At 70.3% G+C, this 24,484-nt stretch carries 20 protein-coding genes and 2 pseudogenes; 2 read left to right on the forward strand and 20 right to left on the reverse strand.

Features of this window, described 5'->3' with window-relative positions:
- Positions 1-149: 149 nt before the first annotated feature.
- From VGX25_RS23680 to VGX25_RS35750, 11 genes and pseudogenes are all read right to left on the reverse strand, one after another.
- The gene (locus VGX25_RS23680; protein WP_326920081.1) at positions 150-794 is read right to left on the reverse strand and encodes a dihydrofolate reductase family protein; all 645 of its coding nucleotides are present in this window, start codon (positions 792-794) and stop codon (positions 150-152) included.
- A 145-nt stretch (positions 795-939) separates the two neighbouring features.
- On the reverse strand, positions 940-1,845 hold the full coding sequence (locus VGX25_RS23685) for a Ku protein (protein ID WP_326920082.1): 906 nt from the start codon (positions 1,843-1,845) through the stop codon (positions 940-942).
- A 221-nt stretch (positions 1,846-2,066) separates the two neighbouring features.
- Entirely contained in the window at positions 2,067-2,420 is a 354-nt protein-coding gene (locus VGX25_RS23690) for a hypothetical protein (RefSeq protein WP_326920083.1), read from the reverse strand.
- Positions 2,421-2,529: 109 nt separating this feature from the next.
- Positions 2,530-4,254 carry a sialidase family protein gene (locus tag VGX25_RS23695; RefSeq protein WP_326920084.1) on the reverse strand — a complete coding sequence of 575 codons (1,725 nt, stop codon included), beginning with the start codon at positions 4,252-4,254 and terminating at the stop codon, positions 2,530-2,532.
- Positions 4,255-4,365: 111 nt separating this feature from the next.
- A complete protein-coding gene (locus VGX25_RS23700; protein ID WP_326920085.1) occupies positions 4,366-5,946 on the reverse strand; it encodes an alkaline phosphatase D family protein in 1,581 nt (526 codons plus the stop codon).
- 16 nt (positions 5,947-5,962) lie between these two features.
- Positions 5,963-8,533, reverse strand: a complete 2,571-nt coding sequence (locus VGX25_RS23705; protein ID WP_326920086.1) for a hypothetical protein — start codon at positions 8,531-8,533, stop codon at positions 5,963-5,965.
- A gap of 2 nt (positions 8,534-8,535) precedes the next feature.
- Positions 8,536-9,375 carry a carbohydrate ABC transporter permease gene (locus tag VGX25_RS23710; RefSeq protein WP_326920087.1) on the reverse strand — a complete coding sequence of 280 codons (840 nt, stop codon included), beginning with the start codon at positions 9,373-9,375 and terminating at the stop codon, positions 8,536-8,538.
- Positions 9,372-10,334, reverse strand: a complete 963-nt coding sequence (locus VGX25_RS23715) for a sugar ABC transporter permease (protein WP_326920088.1) — start codon at positions 10,332-10,334, stop codon at positions 9,372-9,374. The genes VGX25_RS23710 and VGX25_RS23715 overlap by 4 nt, the downstream gene beginning before the upstream one ends.
- A gap of 152 nt (positions 10,335-10,486) precedes the next feature.
- Positions 10,487-11,800, reverse strand: coding sequence for an ABC transporter substrate-binding protein (locus VGX25_RS23720; protein WP_326920089.1), 1,314 nt, complete (start codon positions 11,798-11,800; stop codon positions 10,487-10,489).
- A 31-nt stretch (positions 11,801-11,831) separates the two neighbouring features.
- A complete protein-coding gene (locus VGX25_RS23725; RefSeq protein WP_414635932.1) occupies positions 11,832-12,617 on the reverse strand; it encodes a substrate-binding domain-containing protein in 786 nt (261 codons plus the stop codon).
- A 96-nt stretch (positions 12,618-12,713) separates the two neighbouring features.
- Positions 12,714-12,872: pseudogene (locus VGX25_RS35750) on the reverse strand (LacI family DNA-binding transcriptional regulator); the annotation flags it as partial.
- A 151-nt stretch (positions 12,873-13,023) separates the two neighbouring features.
- Here VGX25_RS35750 and VGX25_RS23730 point away from each other — a divergent pair.
- Complete coding sequence (locus tag VGX25_RS23730) at positions 13,024-14,883, forward strand: glycogen debranching N-terminal domain-containing protein (RefSeq protein WP_326920091.1); 1,860 nt, start codon at positions 13,024-13,026, stop codon at positions 14,881-14,883.
- A gap of 272 nt (positions 14,884-15,155) precedes the next feature.
- Here VGX25_RS23730 and VGX25_RS23735 read toward each other — a convergent pair whose 3' ends face one another.
- The 7 genes from VGX25_RS23735 to VGX25_RS23765 form a co-directional block, all read right to left on the reverse strand.
- A complete protein-coding gene (locus VGX25_RS23735; protein ID WP_326920092.1) occupies positions 15,156-16,094 on the reverse strand; it encodes an acyl-CoA desaturase in 939 nt (312 codons plus the stop codon).
- Positions 16,095-16,151: 57 nt separating this feature from the next.
- A complete protein-coding gene (locus VGX25_RS23740) occupies positions 16,152-16,970 on the reverse strand; it encodes a serine protease (protein WP_326920093.1) in 819 nt (272 codons plus the stop codon).
- Positions 16,971-17,097: 127 nt separating this feature from the next.
- Positions 17,098-18,090 carry an SMP-30/gluconolactonase/LRE family protein gene (locus tag VGX25_RS23745; RefSeq protein ID WP_326920094.1) on the reverse strand — a complete coding sequence of 331 codons (993 nt, stop codon included), beginning with the start codon at positions 18,088-18,090 and terminating at the stop codon, positions 17,098-17,100.
- Between the two features lie 18 nt (positions 18,091-18,108).
- Positions 18,109-18,765, reverse strand: a complete 657-nt coding sequence (locus VGX25_RS23750; protein WP_326920095.1) for a histidine phosphatase family protein — start codon at positions 18,763-18,765, stop codon at positions 18,109-18,111.
- Positions 18,766-19,827 (reverse strand): phosphotransferase family protein, encoded by a 1,062-nt coding sequence (locus VGX25_RS23755; protein WP_414635933.1) that lies wholly within the window; start codon positions 19,825-19,827, stop codon positions 18,766-18,768.
- A 2-nt stretch (positions 19,828-19,829) separates the two neighbouring features.
- Entirely contained in the window at positions 19,830-20,633 is an 804-nt protein-coding gene (locus tag VGX25_RS23760; RefSeq protein ID WP_326920097.1) for an SDR family oxidoreductase, read from the reverse strand.
- A complete protein-coding gene (locus VGX25_RS23765) occupies positions 20,630-21,838 on the reverse strand; it encodes an acyl-CoA dehydrogenase family protein (RefSeq protein ID WP_326920098.1) in 1,209 nt (402 codons plus the stop codon). Before VGX25_RS23765 ends, VGX25_RS23760 begins: the two co-directional genes overlap by 4 nt.
- A gap of 77 nt (positions 21,839-21,915) precedes the next feature.
- On the opposite strand from VGX25_RS23765, the gene VGX25_RS23770 reads away from it, so the two are divergent.
- Positions 21,916-22,521 (forward strand): TetR/AcrR family transcriptional regulator, encoded by a 606-nt coding sequence (locus tag VGX25_RS23770; protein ID WP_326920099.1) that lies wholly within the window; start codon positions 21,916-21,918, stop codon positions 22,519-22,521.
- Between the two features lie 24 nt (positions 22,522-22,545).
- Here the strand turns inward: VGX25_RS23770 and VGX25_RS23775 are convergent, their stop codons facing one another.
- The gene (locus tag VGX25_RS23775) at positions 22,546-23,724 is read right to left on the reverse strand and encodes a phosphotransferase (protein WP_326920100.1); all 1,179 of its coding nucleotides are present in this window, start codon (positions 23,722-23,724) and stop codon (positions 22,546-22,548) included.
- A gap of 214 nt (positions 23,725-23,938) precedes the next feature.
- Positions 23,939-24,388: pseudogene (locus VGX25_RS23780) on the reverse strand (S8 family serine peptidase); the annotation flags it as partial.
- Positions 24,389-24,484 lie beyond the last annotated feature (96 nt).

Raw genomic sequence — 24,484 nt, forward strand, 5'->3', positions numbered from 1 at the left:
CCGAGCCGATCCCGCGGCAGGGCGGGCTTGACGGGACGTCACCCGATTGTGCAACGTGCGCATTCGCGCCGACGATCAGCTCGGCCCGGACCGGATCGGTGTGCGGCTCGGCCCGATCTACCCGCTCGAGCACCTGGCGCGGGGCGGTTTCAGTCGTCGCGCCCGACACCGCGATCGGGTGCGCTCATGTCCCCGGTTCCCGGGGTGCCATCGGCGAGCCCATAGCGCAGGTACACGGTGCCCTTCGGGCTGGCTACCGGCGGTTCGAGGAGTGTGACGTTCGTGGGCACCGCGCCACCGTCGAACACCTTCTTCCCGACGCCGAGCACGATCGGGTGCACCCAGAGGTCGAGACGGTCGAAGAGCCTCTCGCGCAGGAGGGTCTGCACCAGGTTCAGGCTCCCGACGACCTTCACGTGCTCGTGCCGGTCACGGATCTCGCGCACCGCGCCGGCCAGATCCGGGCCGAGCTGCGTGGACCCGGCCCACGACAGGTCGGGCCGGCCGCGGGAGGCCACGTACTTCGGGACGCCGTTGAACAGCGTGGCGATCTCGTTGTCCTCGCCGCCCTGCTGGTGCGGCCAGTAGGCGGCGAAGATCTCATACGTCCGCCGCCCGAGCAGCAGGGCGTCCGTACCCTCGTACGCGGCGCCGATCTGCGCCCCGGCGACCTCGTCCACCAGGGGTGCCTGCCAGCCGCCGAACGGGAACCCCACCGGGTCCTCGTCGGGGCCGCCGGGCGACTGCCCGACGAGGTCGAGGGTTGCGAACAGCTCGATGTGGATCAGGCCCATGCCTTGCTCCCATGAGTTGGTCGTCGTCAACCGTGCGGCACGGCGCCCTGCTTACGCCGGCCGCACTCCCCACACACGATAGATCACCAGCCGCGCCCCAACCGGGTGGTGCCCCGCATACGAGCCGACGCCCCGGGTTCCGCGGTCATCGAGAAGTCCTCGTCCGCGCCCTCGTGTCCGCCTTGTCCGCGGCGGCCTTGGCCTTTCCGGCGGCGGCCTTGGCCTTCCCGGCCGCGGACCTCGCCTTGCCCACGTGGTCCTTGCCGTTGCCCGCGGCGTGTGCCTTGACGGCGGCCTCGACGCTCTGCTGCAGGGCCGTGATCAGGTCGTCGACGGTGGCGTCCTCCTCGGGGGCGGACGGGCGGACCACCTCGCGGCCCTCGATCTTGGCCTCGATGAGGTCCTCGAGCGCCTCGCGGTAGCGGTCGGTGTACTGGGCCGGCACGAACGTTCCGGACAGCTGCTCGATGGCCTCCACCGCGGCCTGCACCTCGGGACCGATCAGCTCGACATCCTCGTGCAGAAACGGGAACTCGGGGGTGCGGATCTCGTCCGGCCACAGCATCGTGGTCAGCACGATGACCTGGTCGCGCACCCGGAGCACGCCGAGGCTCTCCCGCGCGCGCAGCGCCACCTTGACCACCGCGGCCCGGCCCGCCTGCTGCAGCGCCTCGCTGAGCAGCACGTACGGCTTGATCCCGGCCGGCTCCGGCTCCAGGTAATAGCTCTTGGACAACGAGATCGGGTCGATCTGCTCGAGCGGCACGAACGCCCGCACGTCGATCAGCCGGGTGGTGGCCAGGGGCAACGTGGCGAGATCCTCGTCGGTGAGCATGACCACGTCCCCGGCCGGCATCTCGTAGCCGCGGACGATCTCGGAGAACGGCACCTCCGCCCCGTCGACCTCGCACACGCGTTTCTGCCGGATGCGGCCGCCGTCATTGGCGTGCAGTTGATGCAGCTCAATGTCGTGCTCCTCGGTGGCGGTATACGCCTTGACCGGGATAGCGGCCTTTCCGTAGCCGATTGTGCCCTTCCACATGCTGCGCATTGGCGACCTCCGCAGAACCTCGCTCAACCCACGGTATCGGTAGGGTCTGACACCGACAAACGACCATGCTTCCCCTGCCCCGCGCGGGACGACGGCTCCGGCTCGGCATGGGCCGGCCCGGCGCTGTTCTGGCCGGTCGCCGCGCTCACCGGTCGCAACGGCGTGGAATTTCGAAATGGCCGGGTCGGCCGCACCGACCTTGGTCGAGATCGGCCGCTCCGCTATGACAGGCGGGTCTCCGCGCCGATCATGTCCAGCACCACGTCGAGCAGCGGACGGGCCTCGGTAAGGGCTTCCGCGGAGTGCCCGGAGGCCTCCGCGGCCGCGGACAGCACCTCGGACAGGGCGCCGTCGACCCGGCGGCCCCGCACGTAGTCGGCCAGCTGGCCAAGCGCCGCCGCGATGTGTCGCTGGCCGGCGACAAGGTGCTCGACGATGGCGGCCAGCTCCCCCGCCGTGCCCACGCACGCCCCCACCCGCGGCGCGGTGGTGCCGTCGGCGAGCCCCGCCGCGCTCGCCTCGAGATGTGACGCGACGACGCTTCCGGGAAGCACGGACATCCCAAGCTCGGGCATGCGGCCATGGTGCCAGGGCGCGGCCCGGTCTCCCGGGAGCGACACACCGTGCAGTGAAGGGACCCTTCGGGGCGTCGACCGTCCCAAAGGGTCCCTTCATGGCATTCGCTCAGCGTCTGGTCGGAATCGTCTCCGGGTCGACCATGACATCGGACTGCTGGTTCGGCGGGTTGTTGCCCTCGACGTTCGGCTCGGCGAACCGGGCGTCGGTCCAGCATGGAATGGCGACGCCGCGGCTGGTGGCGAGGCCGTTGTAGTCACCGATGAAGGTGCCCTGCCGGAAGGCGAGGTCGGCGTTCCAGGAGCGCTCCGACACCCGGCGGGTGTTGAAGCCGCGGCCGTTGTTGGTCGACACCGACAGCGAGGTGTCGATCAGTTGCGGGCCGCTGTAGCGCCGGTCGAAGTAGGCCACCGCGACCACTCCGTCCGGGGTCACCGACAGCCACGGGAACCACTGGTCGTCGACGGAGGCGCCGGTGATGTTGAGCGGCTGGCTCCAGGTCCGTCCGGCGTCGGACGACGAGACGACGAACACGTCGGTGTTGGTGTTCTCCGCGGTGCCGTTGCGGTTGTCGGCGAACGTGAGGTACAGCCGCCCGTTCCGGTCGTCGATGTCGATGTTGCCGGCGGCGTTGGTGCGGGCGCACATCAGGTCGAGCGTCTGCCGCCCGGCGCACACCGGGTACTTGGCGGCGCCGTCGAACACGTCGGCCACCTTGACCGGCGGATCCCACGTGGCGCCGCCGTCGACCGACTTCACCACGAGGTACTGGTTGCGCTCGACGCTGTTGACGTTGAAGTTCTCGAACGCCACGTACACGTGGCCGTTGCGCGGATCCACCACCGGCACGGAGAACTGGTCCTCGTCGCACGCGGGGGCGTCCTGGTCGCCGGTCTGGAACTCGCAGAACGGCGCGCTGCCGGAGATCTCCTGCGGCTCCGACCAGTTGCGGCCCTGGTCGTCGGAGTACGCGACGTGGATCGCCGAGTCGACGCTCTCGGTGCCCGACGGGCCGCTGTCGAACACGGTCCAGGTGACGTACAGCCGGTCGACGCTGACCCGAAGCGGATCGGTGCCCGGCACCAGGGTTGCGCCCGCCGGCCGCGGCCCGGCCGTCATCCACTCCTTGTCGTGGAAGATCTGGCAGTCCTCCGGTCCCCCGTTGTGCACGGTCATGCCGTCGCCCTCGGAGATCAGGGTGCCGGCGGGCGCGGGCCCGTCGACCACCGTCGACCAGGTGACCCCGCCGTCCTCGGAGCGGATCACCCCGATGTAGGAGTCGCAGTTGGTGCGGCCGAAGGCGATGAACGACGCGTAGGCCACGCCGTCGCGGTCGAAGGTGACCACCGGGTCCCCGGTGCCGTACATGGCCCGGTCCGGCGTGATGACCTGGCGGGTGTGCCGGCTGTACGGCCAGGTCTTGCCGCCGTCGAACGACACGTACAGACCCATGATCGAGTCGACGCCCGGCTCGTAGTCGTTGGCGCTGGCGATCACGTTGGCGGGGTTGGTCGGGTTGATGGCGATGGACGTCTCGTTGGCCGGCCAGCCCGATCCGCTGCCGAACTGCGCGCTCGGGTTGGCCTTGTTGTCGCCGTTGGCCTGGATGTCATCCGAGGCCGCTCCGACGGCGGTCGCAACCCCCCGAGCAGCGGTCACCCCGGTCCCGTTGAGGATGTCCGGGTCGGCCACACCGGACAGCTGCGGCCGTCCCGGCTTGGCGTCGAATCCGAACCTGCCCTTGGCCTCCGCTTGTGACGGCGCGTTGGCCACGGTGAGAATTGCTCCGGTTAGCGTAATGACGGCCGCGGCCGTCCAAATCCGCCTTCTCATGCCACGTCCCTTGTGATCGACGGTGATCGCTTCTGGCGGTGCGGACCCCGGCGTGGGACGCTACTCCGGGTGCGACAATCAGGGATACCCGCCAAATGCGCGTAATCCGGGCTATGCCGGGATGATCGCCGATCGGCCGGACTCGACCAAGAACGACGCGGCGGTTCTGGTCGGCGCCTGGCGGACCTCGATGGTGTCGACCACGCGAACGTCGGTGCGCCAGATGTCCCGACCGATCTCGCAGCGCAGGTAACCCCGGTTGAGCCCGTCGAAGTAGCGGACGTGCGGGTTGAGGATCGGGTTGAACTGCTTGATGGGCGCGTCGAATGCCACCGGGAAATCCGAGCTGATCGAGGTGCCGACGAACTCGACGGCCACATTGGGCGACGCCGGATCGTCGAAGTTCGGCTTGAGCTCGCTGACCCAGGTGGAATGGATGTCGCCGGCCAGGAACACCGGGTTGGCCACCCGCGCGTCGGCCAGCAGCCGCAGCAGCCGGGTGCGCTGCGGCTGGTAGCCGTCCCACTGGTCGAGGTTGACGATCGTCGGCGGCACCTGCGTGGGATTCGGGAACCTGGTGCGGCTCATCATGACCTGCTGGGCCACCACGTTCCAGCGCGCGGCCGAGCCGGTCAGCCCGTCGGCCAGCCAGCGCTCCTGCTCGGCGCCGGTGAGCGTGCCGTCGACGTTGCCGGCGCCGGGCGGCTCCGGCCCGAGGTCGTCGGGGAACCCGCCGGGCTGGTCGGTGCGGTACTGCCGGGTGTCGAGCACGTTGAGCCGGGCCAGCCGGCCGAAGTCGAACCGGCGGAAGATGCGCAGCGCGGGCGAGCCGGGCCGCGGCGTGGCCCGGATCGGCATGTGCTCGTAGTAGGCCTGGTATCCGGCGGCCCGCTGGACGGCGAACTCCTCCGGGGTCTGCCGCCGCGGACCGGTGTCGTCGATCTCGTCGATCAGGTCGGCGTAGTTGTTCTCCACCTCGTGATCGTCCCAAGTGGACACCCAGGGGAACGCCGCGTGCGCCGCGCGCAGAGCCGGGTCGCTCTTGTACAGCGCGTGCCGGGCGCGGTAGTCGTCAAGGGTGCGCAGCTGGCCCAGCCCCGGCGTGGCCGGCGTGGTGTGGACGCGGTCCGGGAACCGGCTGTTCGGGTCGGACTCGTAGATGTAGTCGCCGAGGTGCAGCACCAGATCGACGTCCTCGTCGGCCATGCCGAGGTACGCCGGCCAGTAACCGTTCTGGAAGTCCTGGCAGCTGGCCACGGCGATGCGCAGCCGCTCCGGGTCGGCGTGGCGGCCCGGCGCGGTCCGGGTGCGCCCCACCGGGCTCAGGTGCCGTCCGGCCCGGAAGCGGTAGAAGTACTCCCGCCCCGGCCGCAGCCCGCGCGCGTCGACGTGCACCGAATGGGCCAGCTCCGCGCGAGCCAGCGCCACCCCGGCCCGCGCCACCCGCCGGAACCGCTCGTCCTCGGCGATCTGCCAGCCAACCGGGATCACCCGGCGCGGCATCGCGCCCGCTTCCCGCAGCAGCCGGGTCCACAGCACCACGCCGTCCGGCAACGGATCCCCGCTGGCCACGCCGAGCGGGAACGGGTCGGCGGTGTCCGCAACGGGCGTCGCGGACACCGCGTTCGTCCCGACCAGCATGGCCCCGGCCGCCGCGGCGGCTCCGGTGAGTACCTGGCGTCGCTTGAGCATGGGCCCCATCCTGGCCCTACTTCAGGCTCACCACCAGAGTGCCGTCGCCGCCGCGCACCCGGACCTCGTCGCCGCGGGCCGTGCGCACGACGTCGTAGGCCACCGGGCGGCCGTTGAGCGTCACGCCGCCGACCGACTTTCCGGCGGGCAGCACCGCGCCGATCGTCAGCGCCGCGCGCAACCGTTGCATGTGGACGGTCGTGCGGAGCTGGCGGTCGCCGGCCGACGCCGAGACGTCCACGGAGCCCTTGCCCAGCCGGATGTTGCGGCCACCGATCTGCTGCTGCCCCGCGGGAATCTGCGGCACCACGGACAGCCGGCCGAAACCGAGATCGGGGGCGACGCCGAGCTGCTGGTGCACCACCGGCCACAGCGTTCCGTAGGCGCCCCAGGCCTGCAGCGACATCGACCGGTCGGTGAACGCGCGGTCGATGTTGGCCACGAAGTCCGGGGACGGGGCGATCTCCGGCATGTGGCCTGGGGTCTCCCAGACGGTGGGGTCGAGCTGGATCCGGGCGTTGCCGGTGGTGTACCGGCCCTGCTGCCCGGCGCCCAGCCGGCCGTAGTTGCCCTCGGCCACCGCCATCACCGCGGTGTTCAGCGAGAAGATCGACCGCTCACTGCGCACAGTGGACACCACGCTGTCGCACGACGGGCCGGGGTTGCCCTCCGGCGCCGAGGTCGGGCCGCTGCCGGTGTGGAAAAGGCCGTACTGGCCGGTGAAGCAGTCCCGCTCCCGCTGGGTGAGCGCGGTGTTGCCGTGCTCGACGGAGGCGAGTGGACCACCGGGCAGCTCGGCTTCCATCGGCGTGACCCCGGTCCAGTGCCGCTGGAAGATCCTCGTGTTGTCGTTGGCCGGGTTGGCCGGATCGTCGATCGACTCGGCGTAGTTGTTGGCGTCCCCGCCGGTCCACCACTGCTGCTCGAACTGGCCGCGTAGCGCGGTCGCCCGCTGGGTCGCCCACTGCGCGGTGGCCCGATCACCCTTGCTGGTGGCCAGATCCGCGAGGTCGAGCAGGCCGCGGATGAAGTACACGGTGCTGTCCAGCTTCTCAACGCCCATGCCGGACCGCTCGACGTTGCCGAGGCCCTCGAGCCAGCCGTCGCCGTCGGCGTCGAGCGTGCGCTCGACGTAGCGCAGGTTGCGCACGGCGAAGTCGTACAGCTCGTCGCGGAACCGGTCGTCTCCGGTCCACCGCCACACCAGCGCCACCGCGCTTGGGAACTTCACGGTCTCGTCGGTGTTGCCGGCGTCGTCGTTTGCTCCGAAGTAGACGTCCCCTGTGGACACTACCTCGTGCACGAGCTTGCCGCTGCGGTCGTTGACCACCTCGCTGACGTCGCGCAACGCCAGCAGGTGCGCCTTGAGCGGCTCGAACTGGCCGGCGGCCACCGCGGCGAACGCGGTGTACTCGCCGTCGGTGGCGAACAGCCACGGGTAGTCGGGGAACCCGGCGCCGAACCAGCGCGCCGCCCGCAGGCTACCCGCCGCCGCCGGATATGCCCGGCCCTCGTCCACGTCGCGCAGGTTCAGATCCCGCGCCTCCTGCACGGAGTCGGCCAGGTTCTGCTTGCTCCACTCGACGCTGCGCTGCAGCAGCCGGTCGCCCGGCAGGTCGACGACGGTGTTGCCGGCCAGCCTCCGCCGGCTGTCCACCTTGGACACGAGGGCCCGCAGCGGGTCGCGCATGGCGGCCGCGAACTCGGCCCTGGCCACGCCGGGTCCGCGATCCGAGCCGGCCACACCGAACCAGACCGTCGTCGGCCGCCCCGGCGTGAGCCGGACGCGGTAGTCCAGCCGCCCGCCCGTGCCGCGCCCGGTGGCCGAGTCGTCGCAGCGGAACGGCGTCGGCCCGTCGGCCGGGCAGACCACCGGCGGCTCCTGCGGGCCACGGTGCCCGGCGCCGAGCGCGTGCCCGGTCGGGTTCAGCGATCCGCCGACCACGGCCGCGTAGTCGTGCGCGCCGAGGCCCGGCGAGGTGCCGTTCTCCCGGAACTCCAGGGTGCCGTTGGCGAACGCCCCGGTGTCCGGCAGGTTCACGTCGCCGGCGTTGGGCGTCGTCCAGCCCCACGGGTACGCCGGCATCAGCTCGGAGTGCGCGTCCATGGCCAGCCGCACGGTCTTCGGCGTGTCGGAGCGCAGCACCAGGCCGATCACCGCGGCCCTGGTGCCGTCCGGCACGAAGTCCACCCGGTCCACCGCAACGCCGCCGCTGGGCCGGTACGCGTAGCGCTGGTAGCCGAACCCGTTGGTGTAGCGGGTGGTGGCGAGGTCGTCGCCGAGCCAGGCGCCGTCGACGGCGAACCACATCCCGTCGAGCAGCTTGACCGGCGGCGTCCAGAAGCCGGCCATCTCACCGCGGATGTGCCAGCCGCTGGCCGGATAGAGCCCGGTCTCGTCGCCCATCGCGATGAACCGGTCGCCGGTGACCAGCGCGCGCCGGTCGGCAAGCCGACTGGTCTCCGACACCTCCCCCAGCCCGGTGAGTACGTCGTCCACAGTGGATTCTTCGGCGGCGGCCGGGATGGCGCAGACCGATAGGGCCAGCGCCGTGGTCGCCGCATACAGGGTGATGCGGCGCAGCATTCTTACTTCACACCTCCAGCGGTGAGGCCCGCGATGATCCGGCGCTGGAAGATCAGCACCACGATCACCAGCGGTACCGTGAGGAGCACGCCGGCGGCCATCTTCGTGCCGAACGGCGAGTCGAACCCGGTCGTGCCGGTGAACTGGGAGACGGCCACGACCGCGGTCTGCATGCTCTTCTCGTTCACCATGGTCAGGGCGATGATGAACTCGTTCCACGTCGCGATGAACGCGAGAATCGCCGTGGTGAACATGCCGGGTGCGGCCAGCGGGATGATGATCTTACGGAACGCCTGGCCGCGGGTGAGCCCGTCGACCATCGCGGCCTCCTCGAGCTCCTTGGGCATCTGCCGGAAGAACGTGGCCAGCACCCACACCGTCAGCGGCAGCGCGAACGACAGGCTGGGCACGATCATCGCCTGGTAGGTGTTGATCCACCCGATGTCGGTGAACAGCTTGAGCAGCGGCACCAGCAGCGAGACCACCGGGAACATGGACATCGCGATGATGATCCCGGCGACCAGGCCCTTGCCCCGGAACTCCATGCGCGCGATCGTGTACGCCGCGAACGTGCCGAGGATCAGGGTCAGGATCGTGGTGATCCCGGCGACGACGATGCTGTTGAGCAGGTTCCGGCCGAAGCCGACCGCCGGGTCGAACACCGCCGTGAAGTTCTCCATCGAGAACGGTTGCGGGAACAGCGTCTTCTCGTTCTGCTCGGTCGGCAGCCGGAAGGACGAGACCACCATCCAGTAGAACGGGATGAGGCAGTAGAGGACGATGACGGCGATGCCGAGGTGCAGCAGCCAGCGGCGGCCGGCGCCGGGTGCGGTGGTGCTCATACCCCAACTCCTGCCTGTGCGGTGGACGGCGCCGGCACGGGTGCCCGTTTCTTGACTTCCTTCCGTCGAGTTCTCGCTTCGCCGATGATGTCGGCGCCGAGCAGCTTGACGAACACGAACGCGACCAGCACGACGTAGACGAACAGCACGGTGGCGTAGGCGGCCGCCGGCCCGTAGCGCAGGTTCGTCGCCTCGTCTTGGGCCAGCATGGACAGCGTCTCGACCGACGACTTCCGCGCGCCGATCATGACGTAGGGCAGGTCGAACATGCGCAGCACGTCCAGCACCCGGAACAGCACCGCGACCAGCAGCGCCGGTTTCACCAGGGGCAGCGTGATCCGCCAGAACGTCAGCCAGGCGTTGGCGCCGTCGACCCTGGCGGCCTCGTAGACGTCGGTCGAGATGATCTGCAGCCCGGCCAGCGTGAGCAGCCCGATGAACGGCGCGGTCTTCCAGGTGTCGGCGATGACCACCGCCCAGAACGCCTGCTGCCCCTCGGCGGTCCAGAGCACCTGCTGGCCGATGACCGCGTTGGCCACGCCGTCGCTCTGGAAGATCCACTGCCAGAGCAGGGCGGACACGGCGGTCGGGATCGCCCATGGCACCAGGATGCTGGCCCGCACCAGGCCCCGGCCGCGCAGCGCGTGGTGCATGACCAGCGCCATCGACACCCCGATCACGATCTCGATCGCCACCGAGACTACGGTGAACATGGTGGTGTTGACGAACGCGTTCCAGAACCGGTCGGCCACCTCGCCCTGGAAGATCGCCGTGTAGTTGTCGATGCCGACGAACCGTTCCCCCTCGACGACGAACCCGCTTTCGTCGACCCCCTCCTCTCTGCGGTACAGCGACTCACGCAGGGCGGAGATCAGCGGATAGGCGATCACCAGCGCAAGCACGACGAACGTGGGCGACAGCAGCAGCGCGGCGAGCTTCCCCGACCCCTGGGGGCTCATCTTCGGTGACGATTTTCTCTGGGGCTTGGCTTCCCCCGGCGGGGCTTGCGCGGTCGTGGTCACGGTGATCTCCGGGCGGGTGGTGGCGAATCGAATGAGGGTATTCCCGGCCGGGCGCCGGGGGAATGCCGCGCCCGGCCGGGAACGTGGACCTACTGCTTGGTCAGCTCCTCGAGCTTCTTCTGCAGATCGGAAAGCGCCTGATCGGCACTCTTCGTTCCGGTCAGCGCGGCGTAGGCGTTCTCCTGGATCGCCGCGGTGACGTCGCCGTACTTGACGGCCTTCGGCCGCGGCTTCGCGCCCTCGATCGAGGCCTTGAGCGTCGGCAGATACGGGAACTTCTGCACCAGCTCGCTGTCCTCGTACAGCTTGGTGCGGGTCGGGGCCTGCGACGTGGCCAGCAGGTTGGACCGCTGGTTGTCCTCGTTGGAGAAGTACTTGATGAAGTCCAGCGCGGTGGCCTTGTTCTTGGCGAAGGCGGAGATCGCGAAGTTGTGCCCGCCGAGGCTGGACGAGCCGGGGCCGTTCACGCCGGGCAGCGGCGCGACGTCGAACTTGCCGACCACCTGGGAGGAGCCGTCGGTCTTGTTGGCCAGCGCCCACTGGTACGGCCACTGCCGGTGGAACAGGAGCTGACCGGCCTGGAATGCCCGCCGACCCTCTTCCTCCTTGAAGGTGATGGCCTGCTGCGGGATCGCGCCGGTCTTGAAGCCCTGGACCAGGGTGTCCAGCCCGGTCTTGGCCTGCGAGCTGTTCACCGCGGGGGTGCCGTCCTCATTGACGATCGTTCCGCCGGCCGACTGCACGGCCTCGGCGAAGTTGACGGTCAGGCCCTCGTACTTCTCGAACTGGCCGGCGTAGCAGCCCATGTTCTCCGTGCCCGGCAGCCCGCGCACCTTCTGGCACGCGGCGATCAGCTCCGTCCACGTCTTCGGCGGCTGCAGGCCCGCCTGGTCCAGCAGGTCCTTGCGGTAGTACAGCAGCCCGCCGTCGCCGTAGACCGGCAGCGCGTAGAGCTTGTCGCGGTACTTCGCGGTGTCCACCGCCGGCTTGAGGTAGTTGTCCAGGTCGAACTGGTCCTGCGGCAGCTCCACGACCCAGCGGTTGGCGGCGAACTCGGCCGTCCACACCACGTCAAGGTTGAGGACGGTGTACGCGTCGGACTTGATCTGGGCGTTCTGCACCATCTGCTGGCGCTGTCCGTCCGCGGACTCCGGCAGCTCGACGATCCGCACCTTCTCGGTCGGGTGATCGGTGTTCCACTTGTCGATGAGCTTCTGCATGTTGCCGGAGGTGTCCTTGCCGCTCACGAAGGTGATCTCGCCGCGACCCTCCAGCGCGGCCGGCTGACCACCTCCGCCGCCGCCCCCGCCTCCGGTGTTGCCGGAATCGCTTCCGCACGCCGCAAGCAGGGCCGCCGCGGCCAGCGCGACCGCGCCACGCAGGGCCCTTGCTCCAACCATCATGTTCCGCATCTCCTGTCCGATAACTTCTACTTCAACCCTGCGTTATATCAGCGCTCGCCCTGCTGACGATCATGGCTGGCAGCAGGACACCCTCGGGATCGCCGGCGGGAGCCTCCAGCAGCCGCAACGCGGTGGCCGCGATCTCGGCCACCGGCTGCCGCACGCTCGTCAGCCCCGGCGAGACCGCCGAGGCCAGCGGTGTGTCGTCGAAACCGGTGACGGCGACGTCGATTCCCGGCCGGCCGCCCCGGTTCGTCACCGCACGCATCACACCGAGCGCGAACACGTCCGACAGAGCCATGATCGCCGTCGGCGGTTTCGCCCGGTCGAGCAGGACGTGGGCGGCCCGTTCGCCGTCCACGGCCGTGTCCCCGGCACACGACACCGACATCCCGCTGATCGGCAGGCCGAGACGCGCGCAGGCGTCACGCCATCCCCGCCGACGGTCCTCAGCGGCACCCAACCGACCACTCCTGCCGACGAACCCGATTCTGCGGTGCCCGCGGGCGTGCAGCCCGTCGACGAGCGCCGCACATGCCGCCGCACCGTCCACATCGACCCACGACCACGGTTCCCGGCCATCCCGGGGCCACGTCCGCCCAAAGGAGACGAACCGGATGTCCCGCTCGGCCAGCCACCGATGGCGAGGATCATCCCGCTCCGAGTCGGACAGCACAAACGCATCCACGGCCTGTTGCGCCACCAGATCGGCGTATACCGGCATGCCCGACTTCCCGGGCGGGGCGGTGAACAGCAGCACGTGGCGCCCGACGGTCTCCATCGCGGCGGACAGCGCGTGCAGGAAGGAGTCCATCATGGAATTCGCATAACCGATCGAGCGCTGCGGAATGCAGTAGCCGATCAGTCCGGCGCTGCCGGTGCTCAGGCTGCGGGCGCTGCGGTTGGGCCGGTAGCGCAGCTCGTCGATCGCCTTGATGACCTTGGCCAGGGTCGACGGCTCGAGCCGGTGTGGCGCGTTGATGGCGTTGGATACGGTCTGCCGCGACACGGCCGCGTGCGCCGCCACCTGCCGCAGGGTCACCGCCCGATGGCGGACCGACCGCTGAGTCATCGTCGACTCCTCTGGCCCCTGCCCCTGTCCTCCCGTGTCGGCGCATGATCGCTCGGGTGGCACACTACGTGCCGGTTTGACCGGTCAAACGCTGGCCTAGGGTGTCCCACGCGCGCCCTAGTGTCAACCCCGCGACTCGAGGAGCCGCCCCGTGCCCGCGCTGCATGACCTGATCACCGTTCTGCACGCTCCCGATCTCGTACTGTCCGCATCGGACGGTCAGATCCGCTCCGGTGGATCCGACGGCTGGTACCGCCGCGATCGCCGGGCCCTTGCCCAGCTGGAGATCTCCGTGGCCGATGGCCGGGTGGTGCCGATCGGCATGTGGCGCAACGGAGCCTCGGCGGTCACCGTCCAGTCGATGATCGCCCCGGTCGCCGGGAACGACCCGTCGGTCACGATCGGCCGTCATCGTGCCCTTTCGCCGTCGGCGCTGACCGACCGGGTCGAGCTCACCAACTTCGGCACGTCCGCGGCAACCCTGACGCTGCGAGCGCGCGTCAGCACCGACCTCGCCGGTATCGACGCGGTCAGGTCGATGCGGCTCACCCAGCCGGCCGCTCCACTCTTGCACGAGGACAACGTGCGGTGGGAGGCCGACGACATCACCGTTTCGTTGCGATGCACGCCCGCGCCGTCGACCGCGTCGGTGGCCGGCGCCCGCGCCGAGCTGGCCTGGGAGGTCGAGCTGCCGCCAAGGAGCGCGTGGTCGCTGCTCCTCTCGGGGGCCTGCGATGACCGCCGGCACACCGGTTTCCTGCCGGCGCCGGCGGTGGCTCCACAATGGACGGTACCGCTGGTCCCCGGCGAGGTGCGGGCGCTGGTCGACGCCAACCTGGCCGACCTCGACGCGCTGCTGCTGGCCGACCCGGATGTGCCGCAGGACCGGTTCGTCGCCGCCGGAGCGCCCTGGTACCTGACGCTGTTCGGCCGGGACGCGCTGTGGACCGCCCGGATGCTGCTGGCTGTCGGCGGCGCCGAGCTGGCCGCCGGCACGCTGCGCATCCTGGCCCGCCGGCAGGGTGTCCGGCACGACCCCGAGTCCGAGGAGGCGCCGGGCAAGATCCTGCACGAGGCCCGCCCGGCCCCGCAGCGCACGCCGGAGCTGACCCTGCCCGCGACGTACTACGGCACGATCGACGCCACCGCGCTGTGGGTGTGCCTGCTGCACGACGCCTGGCGCGCCGGGATGCCCACCGACGAGGTCGCGGCCCTGCTGCCGAACCTGGTGGCGGCCATGGAATGGATCACCGGCCCGGACGCCGACCCGGACGGCGACGGCCTGCTCGAGTACGCCGGCTCGACCTCCGGCGGCCTGGCCAACCAGGGCTGGAAGGACTCCGCCGACGCGATCCGGCACCTCGACGGCCGCTTCGCGCAGCCCCCGGTCGCGCTGTGCGAGGTACAGGGCTACGCCTACGCCGCCGCGGCCGGCGCGGCCAGCCTCGCCGGGGCGTTCGGCCTGGCCGAGGGCTCGGCCTGGCTGGACTGGGCGCAGCGGCTACGCGACCGCTTCCACGCCGCCTTCTGGCTGCGCGACGAGGTCGGGCCGTACCCCGCGATCGCCCTGGACGCGGCCAAGACGCCGGTCTCCGGCGCCACCTCCAACATGGGCCATCTGCTCGGCACCGGCCTGCTGTCCACCGAGCAGGCCCGGTCCGTCGCCGAGCGGCTCGCCGCCCCCGACCTGACCACGCCCTACGGCCTGCGCACGATGACCACGACGCACGCCGCCTACAACCCGATCAGCTACCACTGCGGCAGCGTCTGGCCGCACGACACCGCCATCGCGATCATGGGCCTGGCCACCGAGGGCCACCACGACCTGGCCGGCACCCTGTCCGAAGCCCTCCTCCGGGCCGCGCAATACTTCGACGCCCGCCCGCCGGAGCTCTACGGCGTCCTCGACGACGGCCCGCCCGTGCACTACCCCTCCGCCTGCCGCCCCCAAGCCTGGGCCGCCGCCGCCATCATCGTGGCGGCACTGCATGCACGCCGAGCAGGCCCGTGAGATACGGAGTCGGCCGCTCAGATTCCACGGCCTGGTAACCACCAGGATCAAAGCGCGGAAACGACTGCCGCGCAGCGCCCGCGGCGCGGCAGTAGTCCGCCACGGCGATCTTGTGCTGCACCCGGTCCTCACCACCGCCGACCTCTCGCGAAAACCGCGGCCATGCGGACCGCATCTCCACCAGATCGTGCGGCCGTCTCCGTACCCGCGTCCGGGCTGCCGTCGCGATCAACGTGGCGGGGCTACACCTCACGTGAGCCGGGGAAGCCGCGTCACGTTGCTTCCCGGCGCGCGGCCAGGGTGGCTAGGCGGGCGGGGGTGGGCCAGCGGACGTCGGTGACCCAGCCGAGCTTCTCGAACACCCAGATGAGCCGGGCGGAGATGTCGATCTGTCCCCGCTTGACGCCGTGCCGGGCGCAGGTGGGGTCGGCGTGGTGCAGGTTGTGCCAGGACTCGCCCATGCTGAGGATGGCGAGCGGCCAGAAGTTGGCCGAGTGGTCGCGGGCCGCGAACGGGCGGCTGCCGATCATGTGGCAGATGGAGTTGACCGACCATGTCACGTGGTGCAGGAAGGATACGCGGACCAGGCCGGCCCAGAAGAACGCGGTGATCGCGCCCCACACCGACCAGGTGATCAGGCCGCCGAGGACGGCCGGGGCGGCCATGGTGACCGCCGTCCACAGGCCGAACTGGCGGTGCACCCGCCGGATGTCGTTGTCGGCGAGCAGGTCCGGGGCGAACCGCTCCTGGTTGGTGAGCCGGCGGTCGAAGATCCATCCCATGTGGGCGTGCCAGAATCCCCTGGCGAGTGCCAGCGGAGAGGTGCCGAACGCCCACGGCGAATGCGGGTCGCCGTCGCGGTCGGAGAACGCGTGGTGGCGCCGGTGGTCGGCCACCCAGTGCAGGATCGGCCCCTGCAGCGCCATGCTGCCCGCGATGGCCAGGGCGATCCGCATGCTCCGCGGGGCCTTGAACGCCCGGTGGGTGAAGTACCGGTGGAAGCCCACCGTGATGCCGAGGCTGGTGCCGGTGTAGAACGCCGCGGCGAGCCCGAGGTCGATCCAGCCGACCCCCCACCCCCAGGTCAGCGGGATCGCCGCGATCAGCGCGAGGAACGGTCCCATGATGAACAGGTAGGTGCCGACCTGAGCGGCGACCGTGCGCTGCGCACCGTGCAGGGGCTTCGGGCCCGAGGCCATGAGCGCGGTCATGAGCGCCACGGAATCGCGTCAGTGCGCACGGCACCGAACAATCGGGCGAACCGCCCATCAAGGATGTGTGAACTTCCCATCCGCAGAGTCTGCCGTGCCGGGGTCGGCCGGGGGAAGCTCCGCCAGCGCTTCGGTGATCTTCGCGGCGTAACTGGACAGCTGCGTGTAGATCCCCGGGTACTTCGGCCGGGCGCACCCCTGGCCCCAGCTCACGATGCCGACCTGCAGGTGCGTGCCGTCCTCGAGGGTGGTCACCATCGGCCCACCCGAGTCGCCCTGGCAGGTGTCCACTCCCCCGGCCTCGAACAGGCCGGCGCAGATCATCGCGTCGTCGGCGAAGTTGACTCCGCTGGCCCGGTACGCCGTGCCGCAGATGTCGTCCGCCACGATCGGCACCCGCGCCTTGAGCAGCCAGCGCTGCTGGTAGCCGCCCTCCCGGTCGGCGCCCCAGCCCATCACCGTGACCGTGCCGGTGTCGTGCCGCGGGGTGTCGGTGATCGGCAGCAGCGGTTGCTCGACCGCCTTGTCCAGCCGGATCAGCGCCCAGTCGCTGCCCTGGTCGTAGTTGACGTACTCGGGCGGGCGGTAGACGTGGGTCGAGCGCACCTTGACGGCGTCGGCGTCGGCCAGGTCGATCGTGCCGATGGTCGCGGTGATCGAGGTGTTCTGGCCGGTCCGGCCGGCGCAGTGCGCGGCGGTGAGCACGACGTCCGGTGCGATCAGCGATCCGCCGCAGCCCATGGACAGGCGGACCATCCAGGGAAACTCGCCGGGCGCCGCGCGCTCGCCGCCCACGACGTCCGGGCCGGCGGCGGCCGGGGTGGCGGTGGTCAGCGCGGCGGCGAGCGCGACGAGCATGGTGAGGCAACGGCGCATGGCGAAATCGTGTCCTGTGTGGAGGGTTGGGTCCGGTCACGACCTTACGTGCGGTCGTCCATTCTCGATTCGTCTATTGAAGACGACGCGGGCTGATCTCGCGTCCCACGTTCGGGTGGTGCTCGGATTACGGAACGTCAAATGTGGCGATGGAGCGTTCCTCGAGGCTGCCGAGGTAGACCTTGCCGTCCCGCTCGCGGACGCCCGTGACCATGTGGAAATCCTCGTGGGTGCCGTAGAACTCGTGCACGAGCGCACCGGTGGCGCCGTCCATGGCGCGGACCCAGACCGTGCGCTTCCCCTTGGGGTGCAACCGTTCCGGCAGGGCCCACAGGGCCTTGCGAATGCCCGGCGGCCTCGGCAGCAACTCGTCGAGCAGCCGGTCGCGCGGGGTGGCAAGGGCGATCCAGATCAGGCCGTCCGAGCCGGTCGACAGGTTGTCCGGGAAGCCGGGGAGATTGTCGGCGAGCGTCTCGGAAGCGCCCGGCTTGTCACCGGTGAGCCAGACCTTGTCCAGCCGGTACGCGCCGGTCTGCGCGACGACCACATAGGACTCGTCGGCCGCCAGCGCGACGCCGTTGGCGAAGTGCAGGCCGTCCAGCACGGTCTCGACGGCGCCGCCGGGGTCGCGGCGCAGCAGCCGGCCGGTGCCGGAGTGCTCGAGGAGGTCGGCCTTGTAGTGGTCGAGATCGAACCGGCTGGTGGAGTCGGTGAAGTAGATCGTGCCGTCGGCCTTGACGGCGGCGTTGTTGCACACCCGCAGCTCCGGACCGCGGCCGACGAGCACCTCGACCTCGCCGCTGGTCCGGTCGACCAGCAGCAGGCCCTTCCTGGCGTCGCAGACCAGCAGCCGGCCGTCCGGATGCAGCTCGATGCCCAGCGGCCGGCCACCGGTGTCGGCGATGGTGTCCAGGCGCCGGCCGTCCGGGGTCAGCCGGAGGATGCGGCCGTCGCGCACCCCGGTGAACACGTGGCCCTTGTCGTCGACCACCACGTCCTCCGTGCCGTGGCCGTTGACGCTGAGCACGGTCAGCCTCGGCAGGCTGGGCCGGGTCGGGCGGGACCGCGGGTCGAGTCTCGGCGGCTGCCACACCCTCGGTTCGATGCTGGGTCGACGCATGAGCCCATCCCTACCCTTTCACCGGTAGCTCAGCAACTCCCGGTGCGGGCCCTCGAAGTGGCCGTGCTCGTTGAGCGAGATCAGCGAGGTGCCGGACCGGCCGTGCACCAGCTTGGTCAGGCTCGCGTTCACCATAGTGCGGTTGAGCGCGAGGAACCCGTCCGGCCGCAGGTCGAGCAGCCGGGCGCAGATCGCGGAGATCACCCCGCCGGAGGTGAACACCAGGCCGGCGCCGCCCTTGCCCAGGTGCACGAACACCTCGTCCAGCGCGGCGCACGCGCCGTCCTGGAAGTCCGGCCAGCTGGTCTCCGGCTCGCCCATCCAGGCCAGCAGCGCCGCGTCCAGCAGCCGCTGAAAGTCCTGTGCTTTCCCGCCCCCGCCGGACGGTATCTCCTCCGGCGGCAGGGACCGTTGCACCAGCGTGAGGTGATCGTACTCGTTCCACCGCGGATCCTCGTCGATCGGCAGATCCACCTCCGCCACGGGCAGGCAGGCGGCGGCCGTGGCACGGTGCCGGCGCAGCGTGCCCGACCACACCCGGTCCACCCGGACCTCCCGGCGGCGCAGCTCCTCCCCCAGCACCTTGGACTGCTGCTCTCCCACCTCGGACAGCACGTCGTAGTCGGCCGCGCCGAACGAGGCCTGCCCGTGCCGGATCAGGTAGACGGTGGGCATTCAGCCGCCCATCGCCTTGCGGCAGCGCCACTCGAGGTAGCCGGCGTACATCCAGAGGTCCTTGAACGCCGGGTTGTGCGTCTGGCCGTGGTGGTAGCGGTAGTAGATCTGCTGCATGATCACCGCCAGCCGGAACGCGCCGAACACCTCATAGAACGTCCAGTTCTCGGTGGACAGGCCCATCCGGTCGCAGTAGTAGTCCACGACCTCCATGCGGGTCGGCATCCCGGGCAGGTGGGTGGGCTGCTTGCGGGTGCGCTGCGCCACCTCGTCGTCGTCGGCCTGGATCCAGTAGGTGACGGTGCCGGCCAGGTCCATCAGGGCGTCGCCGAGGGTGGCCATCTCCCAGTCGAGGATGCCGACCACGTTGAGCGTCTCGGGGCCGTCGAGCACCATGTTGTCGAACCGGAAGTCGTTGTGGATGACGCAGATGCGCACGTCCGGCGGGCGGTTTTCCTCCAGCCAGGCCATGACCTCGGTGAACTCCGGCACGTTGTCCGTGCGGGCCGCGCGGAACCGCTCGGACCAGCCACGCACCTGGCGCTCGACGTAGCCGGCGCCCTTGCCGAGGTCGCCGAGGCCGGCGGCGGCCGGGTCGACCCGGTGCAGCTCGATCAGGCGGTCGATCGCGTCGAACGCCAGTGCGCGGGCGCGGTCCGGCGGGATGGTCATCCCCGGCGGCAGGTCCCCGCGCAGGATGATGCCGGGAATCCGTTCCATGACGTAGAAGTCCGAGCCGAGCACCGCGTGGTCCTCGCACAGCGCGAGCACGTTGGGCACGTACGGGAACACCGGTCGCAGCTGGCGCTGCACCCGGTACTCCCGCTTCATGTCGTGCGCGGAGGCGGCCTTGCGACCGACCGGCGGGCGGCGCAGGATCAGGTCCCGGTCGGGATACCGCAGCAGGTAGGTCAGGTTCGACGCGCCGCCGGGAAACTGGCGCACCACCGGCAACCCGCGCAGTCCGTCCACATGCGACGACAGCCACTCGTGCACGGCGGCCGTGTCGAAGCTGTCCTCCTCGCGCACCTCACCCGGCTGGTCGGTCAACGTATCGGTCAAGATCACCCGTCCTCCCGCTCCAGCGCGCGCCGGAGCCGGGACCAGTATCGGGCAATCTGGCGGTCGACCAAAGCCGGCAGGTACCGCTTGAGCCGCACGGACTTGCGGCCGTCCGGGTGGGTCAGCACCAGGAACCGCTTGTCCCGCACCGCGTCGAACACCTGGTCGGCGACGTCCTCCGCGGTCACCTTCGACGACTCCATCAGCTTCTCGCTGAGCTTGGTGATGGCGGGGTCGACGTTGCGGGCCCGCTCGCCGATGTTGGTCTTGACGAACCCCGGGCACACGACCGTGGTGGCGATCCCGTACGGCGCCAGCTCGTGGCGCAGGGTCTCCGACAGCGAGATCACCCCCGCCTTGGTGACGTTGTACGAGCTCATCGCCGGCAGGTTCATGATCCCGGCCAGCGAGGCGACGTTGACCAGGTGGCCGGAGCCCTGCTTCTTGAACAGCGGGACGAACATCCGGCAGCCGCGCACGACGCCCTTGAGGTTGATGTTCCAGATCCAGTCCCAGTCCATCAGGTCGATCCGCTCGAACGGGCCGCCCGACGCCACCCCGGCGTTGTTGACCAGGACATCCAGCCCGTCCCACTCCCTTGTGCACCAGTCGAGCGCGGCCAGCCAGGCCGCGTTGTCGGTGACGTCCAGCGGCAGGAAGGTCGTCTCCAGCTCCTTGGCCACCGCCGCGCCGGTCGCGGTGTCCACATCGGTCACCAGCACCCGCCAGCCCGCCCCGGCGAACCGGGTGGCCATGGCCTTGCCGAGACCCGAACCCGCACCGGTGATCAGGATCCGGCTCCTCATTGCTCGTACCCGGCCAGCTCGCGCCGGGCCACCAGGTTGAGGTGCACCTCGTCCGGGCCGTCGGCCAGCCGCAGCGCGCGAGCCCCGGAGTAGGCCGCGGCGAGCGGGAAGTCGTCGGTCACCCCGGCCGCGCCGTGCAGCTGGATGGCCATGTCGATGACGTCAAGCGCCATGTTCGGCACCGCGACCTTGATCTGCGACACCTCGCTGCGCGCGCCCATGAGCCCCTTGGTGTCCAGCAGCCACGCGGTGTGCATGACCAGCAGCCGCGCCTGGTTGATGGCGATCCGGGCGTGGGCGATCCGCTCCCGGTTGCCGCCCAGGTTGATCAGCGGCTTGCCGAACGCGACCCGGCTCGTCGCGCGCCGGCAGGCCAGCTCGAGCGCCTTCTCGGCCAACCCGATCAGCCGCATGCAGTGGTGGATGCGGCCGGGCCCGAGCCTGCCCTGGGCGATCTCGAAGCCGCGCCCCGGCCCGGCGATCACCGCGTCCACCGGCAGCCGGACGTCGGTGAAGGTCACCTCGCCGTGCCCGAACGGCTCGTCGTGCCGCCCGAACACCGGCAGCATCCGCTTGACCTCCACGCCGGGCGTGTCCAGCGGCACCAGCACCATCGAGTGCCGCTGGTACTTGGGCGCGTCCGGGTCGGTCAGCCCCATGAAGATCGCCACCTTGGCGTTGGGGTGGCCGATCCCGCTCGAGAACCACTTGTGTCCATTGAGGACGACCTGGTCGTCCTTGACGATCGCGGTGGCGGCCATGTTCGTGGCGTCGGAGGAGGCCACCTCCGGCTCGGTCATGCAGAACACCGAGCGGATCTCCCCGCGCAGCAACGGTTCCAGCCACTGCTTCTTTTGCGCCTCGCTCCCGTAGAGGTGCAGCACCTCCATGTTGCCGGTGTCCGGCGCGTTGCAGTTGAAGATCTCCGGCGCGATGAACGAGCGCCCCATCAGCTCGGCCAGCGGCGCGTACTCCGCGTTGGTCAGCCCGGCCCCGTGCACCTCGTCTGGCAGGAACAGGTTCCACAGACCCTGGGCGCGGGCCTTCGCCTTGAGCTCCTCGATGATCGGCAGCACCACGTACGGGTTCTGCTGCGCGTGCAGCGTGCGGTGGTACTCCGGCTCGACCGGCTCGATCTCGGCACGGATGAAGTCCCCCACCCGCTGGATGTAATCCGCTGCCCTGGCCGAGTGCGCAAAGTCCACGTCGAGCCTCCTCACTCCGGGTTGCCCCACAAGCTACTCTTCCTATCGAGCAATGCTCAATAGTGACAGGAGGTGCCGTGGCTGTAACGGACAGCACAGCGCCGCCCCGGCGCACCCGGCTCGACGCCGAGGACCGCCGCCGGCAGCTGATCGGCATCGGCCTCCAACTCCTGGCCACCCGCCCCATCCACCAGATCACCATCGACGAGGTCGCCGCCTCGGCCGGCATCTCGCGCAGCCTGCTGTTCCACTACTTCCCCACCAAGCAGGACTACTACGTCGCGGTGGTCCGGGCCGCCAGCCGCCGCCTCCTGCGCCGCATCGCCCCCGACCACGACACCCCGGCCCCCGCCCAGATCCACGCCATCGTCTCCGACTACGTCACCTACCTGGAACGCCGCCGCGAGCCGTACATCGCGCTCTTCCGCAGTCCCAGCGCCGACGACTGGGTCCGCTCCATCCACGAGGAAACCCAGGACGCCCTCACCCACCGCGTCCTTGCCGCCCTCAGCCCCGACCCCCAACCCCCCACCATCACCCTCGTCATCCGCGCCTGGTGGTCCTTCGCCGAGGAGCTCGCCCTCACCTGGACCGGCACCCGACCCTCCAATCGCGACAGTCTGGTCGACCTCCTCGTCAAATCCCTCCACGCCGTCATCGACGCCGCCACGGAGGCACCCTGACCGCGCCAACCATTGGCGATTCACTCAGGGGCGCACCGCGGCCGCTACGTCGAGGAGTTGCTCGAGAACGGCCCGCGTTGGCAGATGGGACAGGAGATGTCGGACGTTGCGGGCGGCAAAGCGTTGATCTTCGTTGGTGCCGGCGTCCAGTGCGTAGTGGAGTTGGCCGGCCACATAGTTCACGAGGCTTGTGGCGGTGCCGCGGAACATGGTCAGGTCCAGGGCCGGGATCCGGCCCGCGGTCGCCAGGTAGCCGTCGATCAATGCCCGGGCGCCTGCGGTGTTGACGCCGCGATGGGGATCAATGGTCCAGTGCACCAAGGCGTCGCACAGTTCCCAACCGGGAGGTTGGCCTCCGGCGTGCTCCCAGCCCATCACGATAAGGCGGCCGTTGCTCCCGCGGCGCACGTTACCCGGGCCCAAACTGTTGTGTGACAGCACCGGTTCAGGGGCGGGGGTGTCCGCGGCGATGGCGTCCAGCTCCAGCAACGTGGGCATTGCCGTGGCCAGGTCGGGCGCCCACGGGGCGCCCATGGCGTGCGCCGAGGTCGCCAGCTCCGGCCAGGTGCTGCCCGACAGGCGGAGGCTGTGCCACGGGCTGATCCGGTCCACCGGTAGGGCCAGGCCGTGGATCGCGGCGAGGATCCCGCCCACCGCGCGAGTGACCGACGTGCTCGCCGGCGCCGAGAGCGGCGGCCCGGAGTGCAACCATTCGCTGACCCGCCAGCTGTGTCCACCGATGGATTCCATGATGCGGCCCCGCCGGCTCCGGACCGGCATCGGAAGCAGCACACCCGCGGCGGCCGCGGCCTGTTGGAGTGCGACTTCGGTTTCGGCGTCGACGATGGGGATCCAGGTGTCCATCGTGCGAACCGACCAGCGGCCTCGATCGGTCCGCAGCGACCAGCGACGGCCCATCTCGTCGGCCCGGGCCACCGACCGCATCTCGGCGGTCACCTCGCCCAAGCCGTAGCCGTCGGCGATCGCCCGCGCGAGGGCCGGGTCCGCCACGTCTGCCCGCCCGCGCATGCGGTCCACCTCGGCCTTGAGGTCCGTCCAGGTGCGGAAGCCGTACTGCTGTGCAAGCGACGCCTGCGCGTCGGCAAGTGAGGTCGTGGGGTCGACGTCCCGCAGGCCGGCCAGAAGATCCTTGGCCTGCTGCCGCAGGTGGTCCAGGTTGGGGTTGTCGGGGAGCGTCTTCACGTCAGAACACCTCGCTGGTCGCCCGGACTCGCACGGGCGGAACGCCAGCTTCGGTATCCGTCGCTCGAACCGACAGCTCAGGGGTGGCTTCCAGCCTTCCGGCGAGTCGCGGCGCGATCCCCAACGCGCTACGGACGAGGGTAGCCACCCCCGGCCCGCGGCTGTCAAGGGTCGCCGGCGCCGGCCGACCACCACGCCGTGGATCGGGTGGGGGTCAGGTGCCGGTGAAGAGCAACTTGTCGGGGGTGCCGGCGCCGGAGTTCTGGATCTTGTCCGGGGTGGCGGCCGCGGTGAGGGCGGCGACGTCGGACGGGGAGGCGTCGGGGTGAGTGGCGAGGTAGAGGGCTGCGGCGCCGGCCACGTGCGGAGTGGCCATGGCGGTGCCGCTGATCGTGTTGGTGGCGTTGCCGTCGGTGTTCCAGGACGACAGGATCCGCACTCCGGGGGCGTAGATGTCCACGATGGAGCCGAAGCTGGAGAAGCCCGCCTGGCCGTCGAACTCGTCGGACGCGGCGACGGTGATCGCCTCGGCGACCCGGGCCGGCGAGAAGCCGCCGGCGTCCGCGGCGAAGTTGCCGGCGGCGATGGCGAAGACGACGCCCGACGATATCGCGTTGCGGACGGCCGCATCCAGCGCGTCGTCGGCGCCGCCGCCGAGGCTCAGGCCCCGGCAACCAACCAGCCTCGATTCTTTCGTTTCGTGCGCATGCGAAACCCTTCAAATCCCTGACTAATAGAATGCGGCGGGCGTGCACCGCGT

Origin of the sequence: Actinophytocola sp. (assembly GCF_035942955.1) — a bacterium.
Lineage (GTDB): Bacteria > Actinomycetota > Actinomycetes > Mycobacteriales > Pseudonocardiaceae > DASYTH01.

Coding starts and splice junctions, on each gene's coding strand:
- VGX25_RS23710 (WP_326920087.1), bottom strand. CDS start 9,375: ATGAGCACCACCGCACCCGGCGCCGGCCGCCGCTGGCTGCTGCACCTC.
- VGX25_RS23685 (WP_326920082.1), bottom strand. CDS start 1,845: ATGCGCAGCATGTGGAAGGGCACAATCGGCTACGGAAAGGCCGCTATC.
- VGX25_RS23725 (WP_414635932.1), bottom strand. CDS start 12,617: ATGATGGACTCCTTCCTGCACGCGCTGTCCGCCGCGATGGAGACCGTC.
- VGX25_RS23750 (WP_326920095.1), bottom strand. CDS start 18,765: ATGCCCACCGTCTACCTGATCCGGCACGGGCAGGCCTCGTTCGGCGCG.
- VGX25_RS23760 (WP_326920097.1), bottom strand. CDS start 20,633: ATGAGGAGCCGGATCCTGATCACCGGTGCGGGTTCGGGTCTCGGCAAG.
- VGX25_RS23705 (WP_326920086.1), bottom strand. CDS start 8,533: ATGCTGCGCCGCATCACCCTGTATGCGGCGACCACGGCGCTGGCCCTA.
- VGX25_RS23680 (WP_326920081.1), bottom strand. CDS start 794: ATGGGCCTGATCCACATCGAGCTGTTCGCAACCCTCGACCTCGTCGGG.
- VGX25_RS23745 (WP_326920094.1), bottom strand. CDS start 18,090: ATGCGTCGACCCAGCATCGAACCGAGGGTGTGGCAGCCGCCGAGACTC.
- VGX25_RS23735 (WP_326920092.1), bottom strand. CDS start 16,094: ATGACCGCGCTCATGGCCTCGGGCCCGAAGCCCCTGCACGGTGCGCAG.
- VGX25_RS23695 (WP_326920084.1), bottom strand. CDS start 4,254: ATGAGAAGGCGGATTTGGACGGCCGCGGCCGTCATTACGCTAACCGGA.
- VGX25_RS23740 (WP_326920093.1), bottom strand. CDS start 16,970: ATGCGCCGTTGCCTCACCATGCTCGTCGCGCTCGCCGCCGCGCTGACC.
- VGX25_RS23700 (WP_326920085.1), bottom strand. CDS start 5,946: ATGCTCAAGCGACGCCAGGTACTCACCGGAGCCGCCGCGGCGGCCGGG.
- VGX25_RS23720 (WP_326920089.1), bottom strand. CDS start 11,800: ATGATGGTTGGAGCAAGGGCCCTGCGTGGCGCGGTCGCGCTGGCCGCG.
- VGX25_RS23715 (WP_326920088.1), bottom strand. CDS start 10,334: ATGAGCCCCCAGGGGTCGGGGAAGCTCGCCGCGCTGCTGCTGTCGCCC.
- VGX25_RS23690 (WP_326920083.1), bottom strand. CDS start 2,420: ATGCCCGAGCTTGGGATGTCCGTGCTTCCCGGAAGCGTCGTCGCGTCA.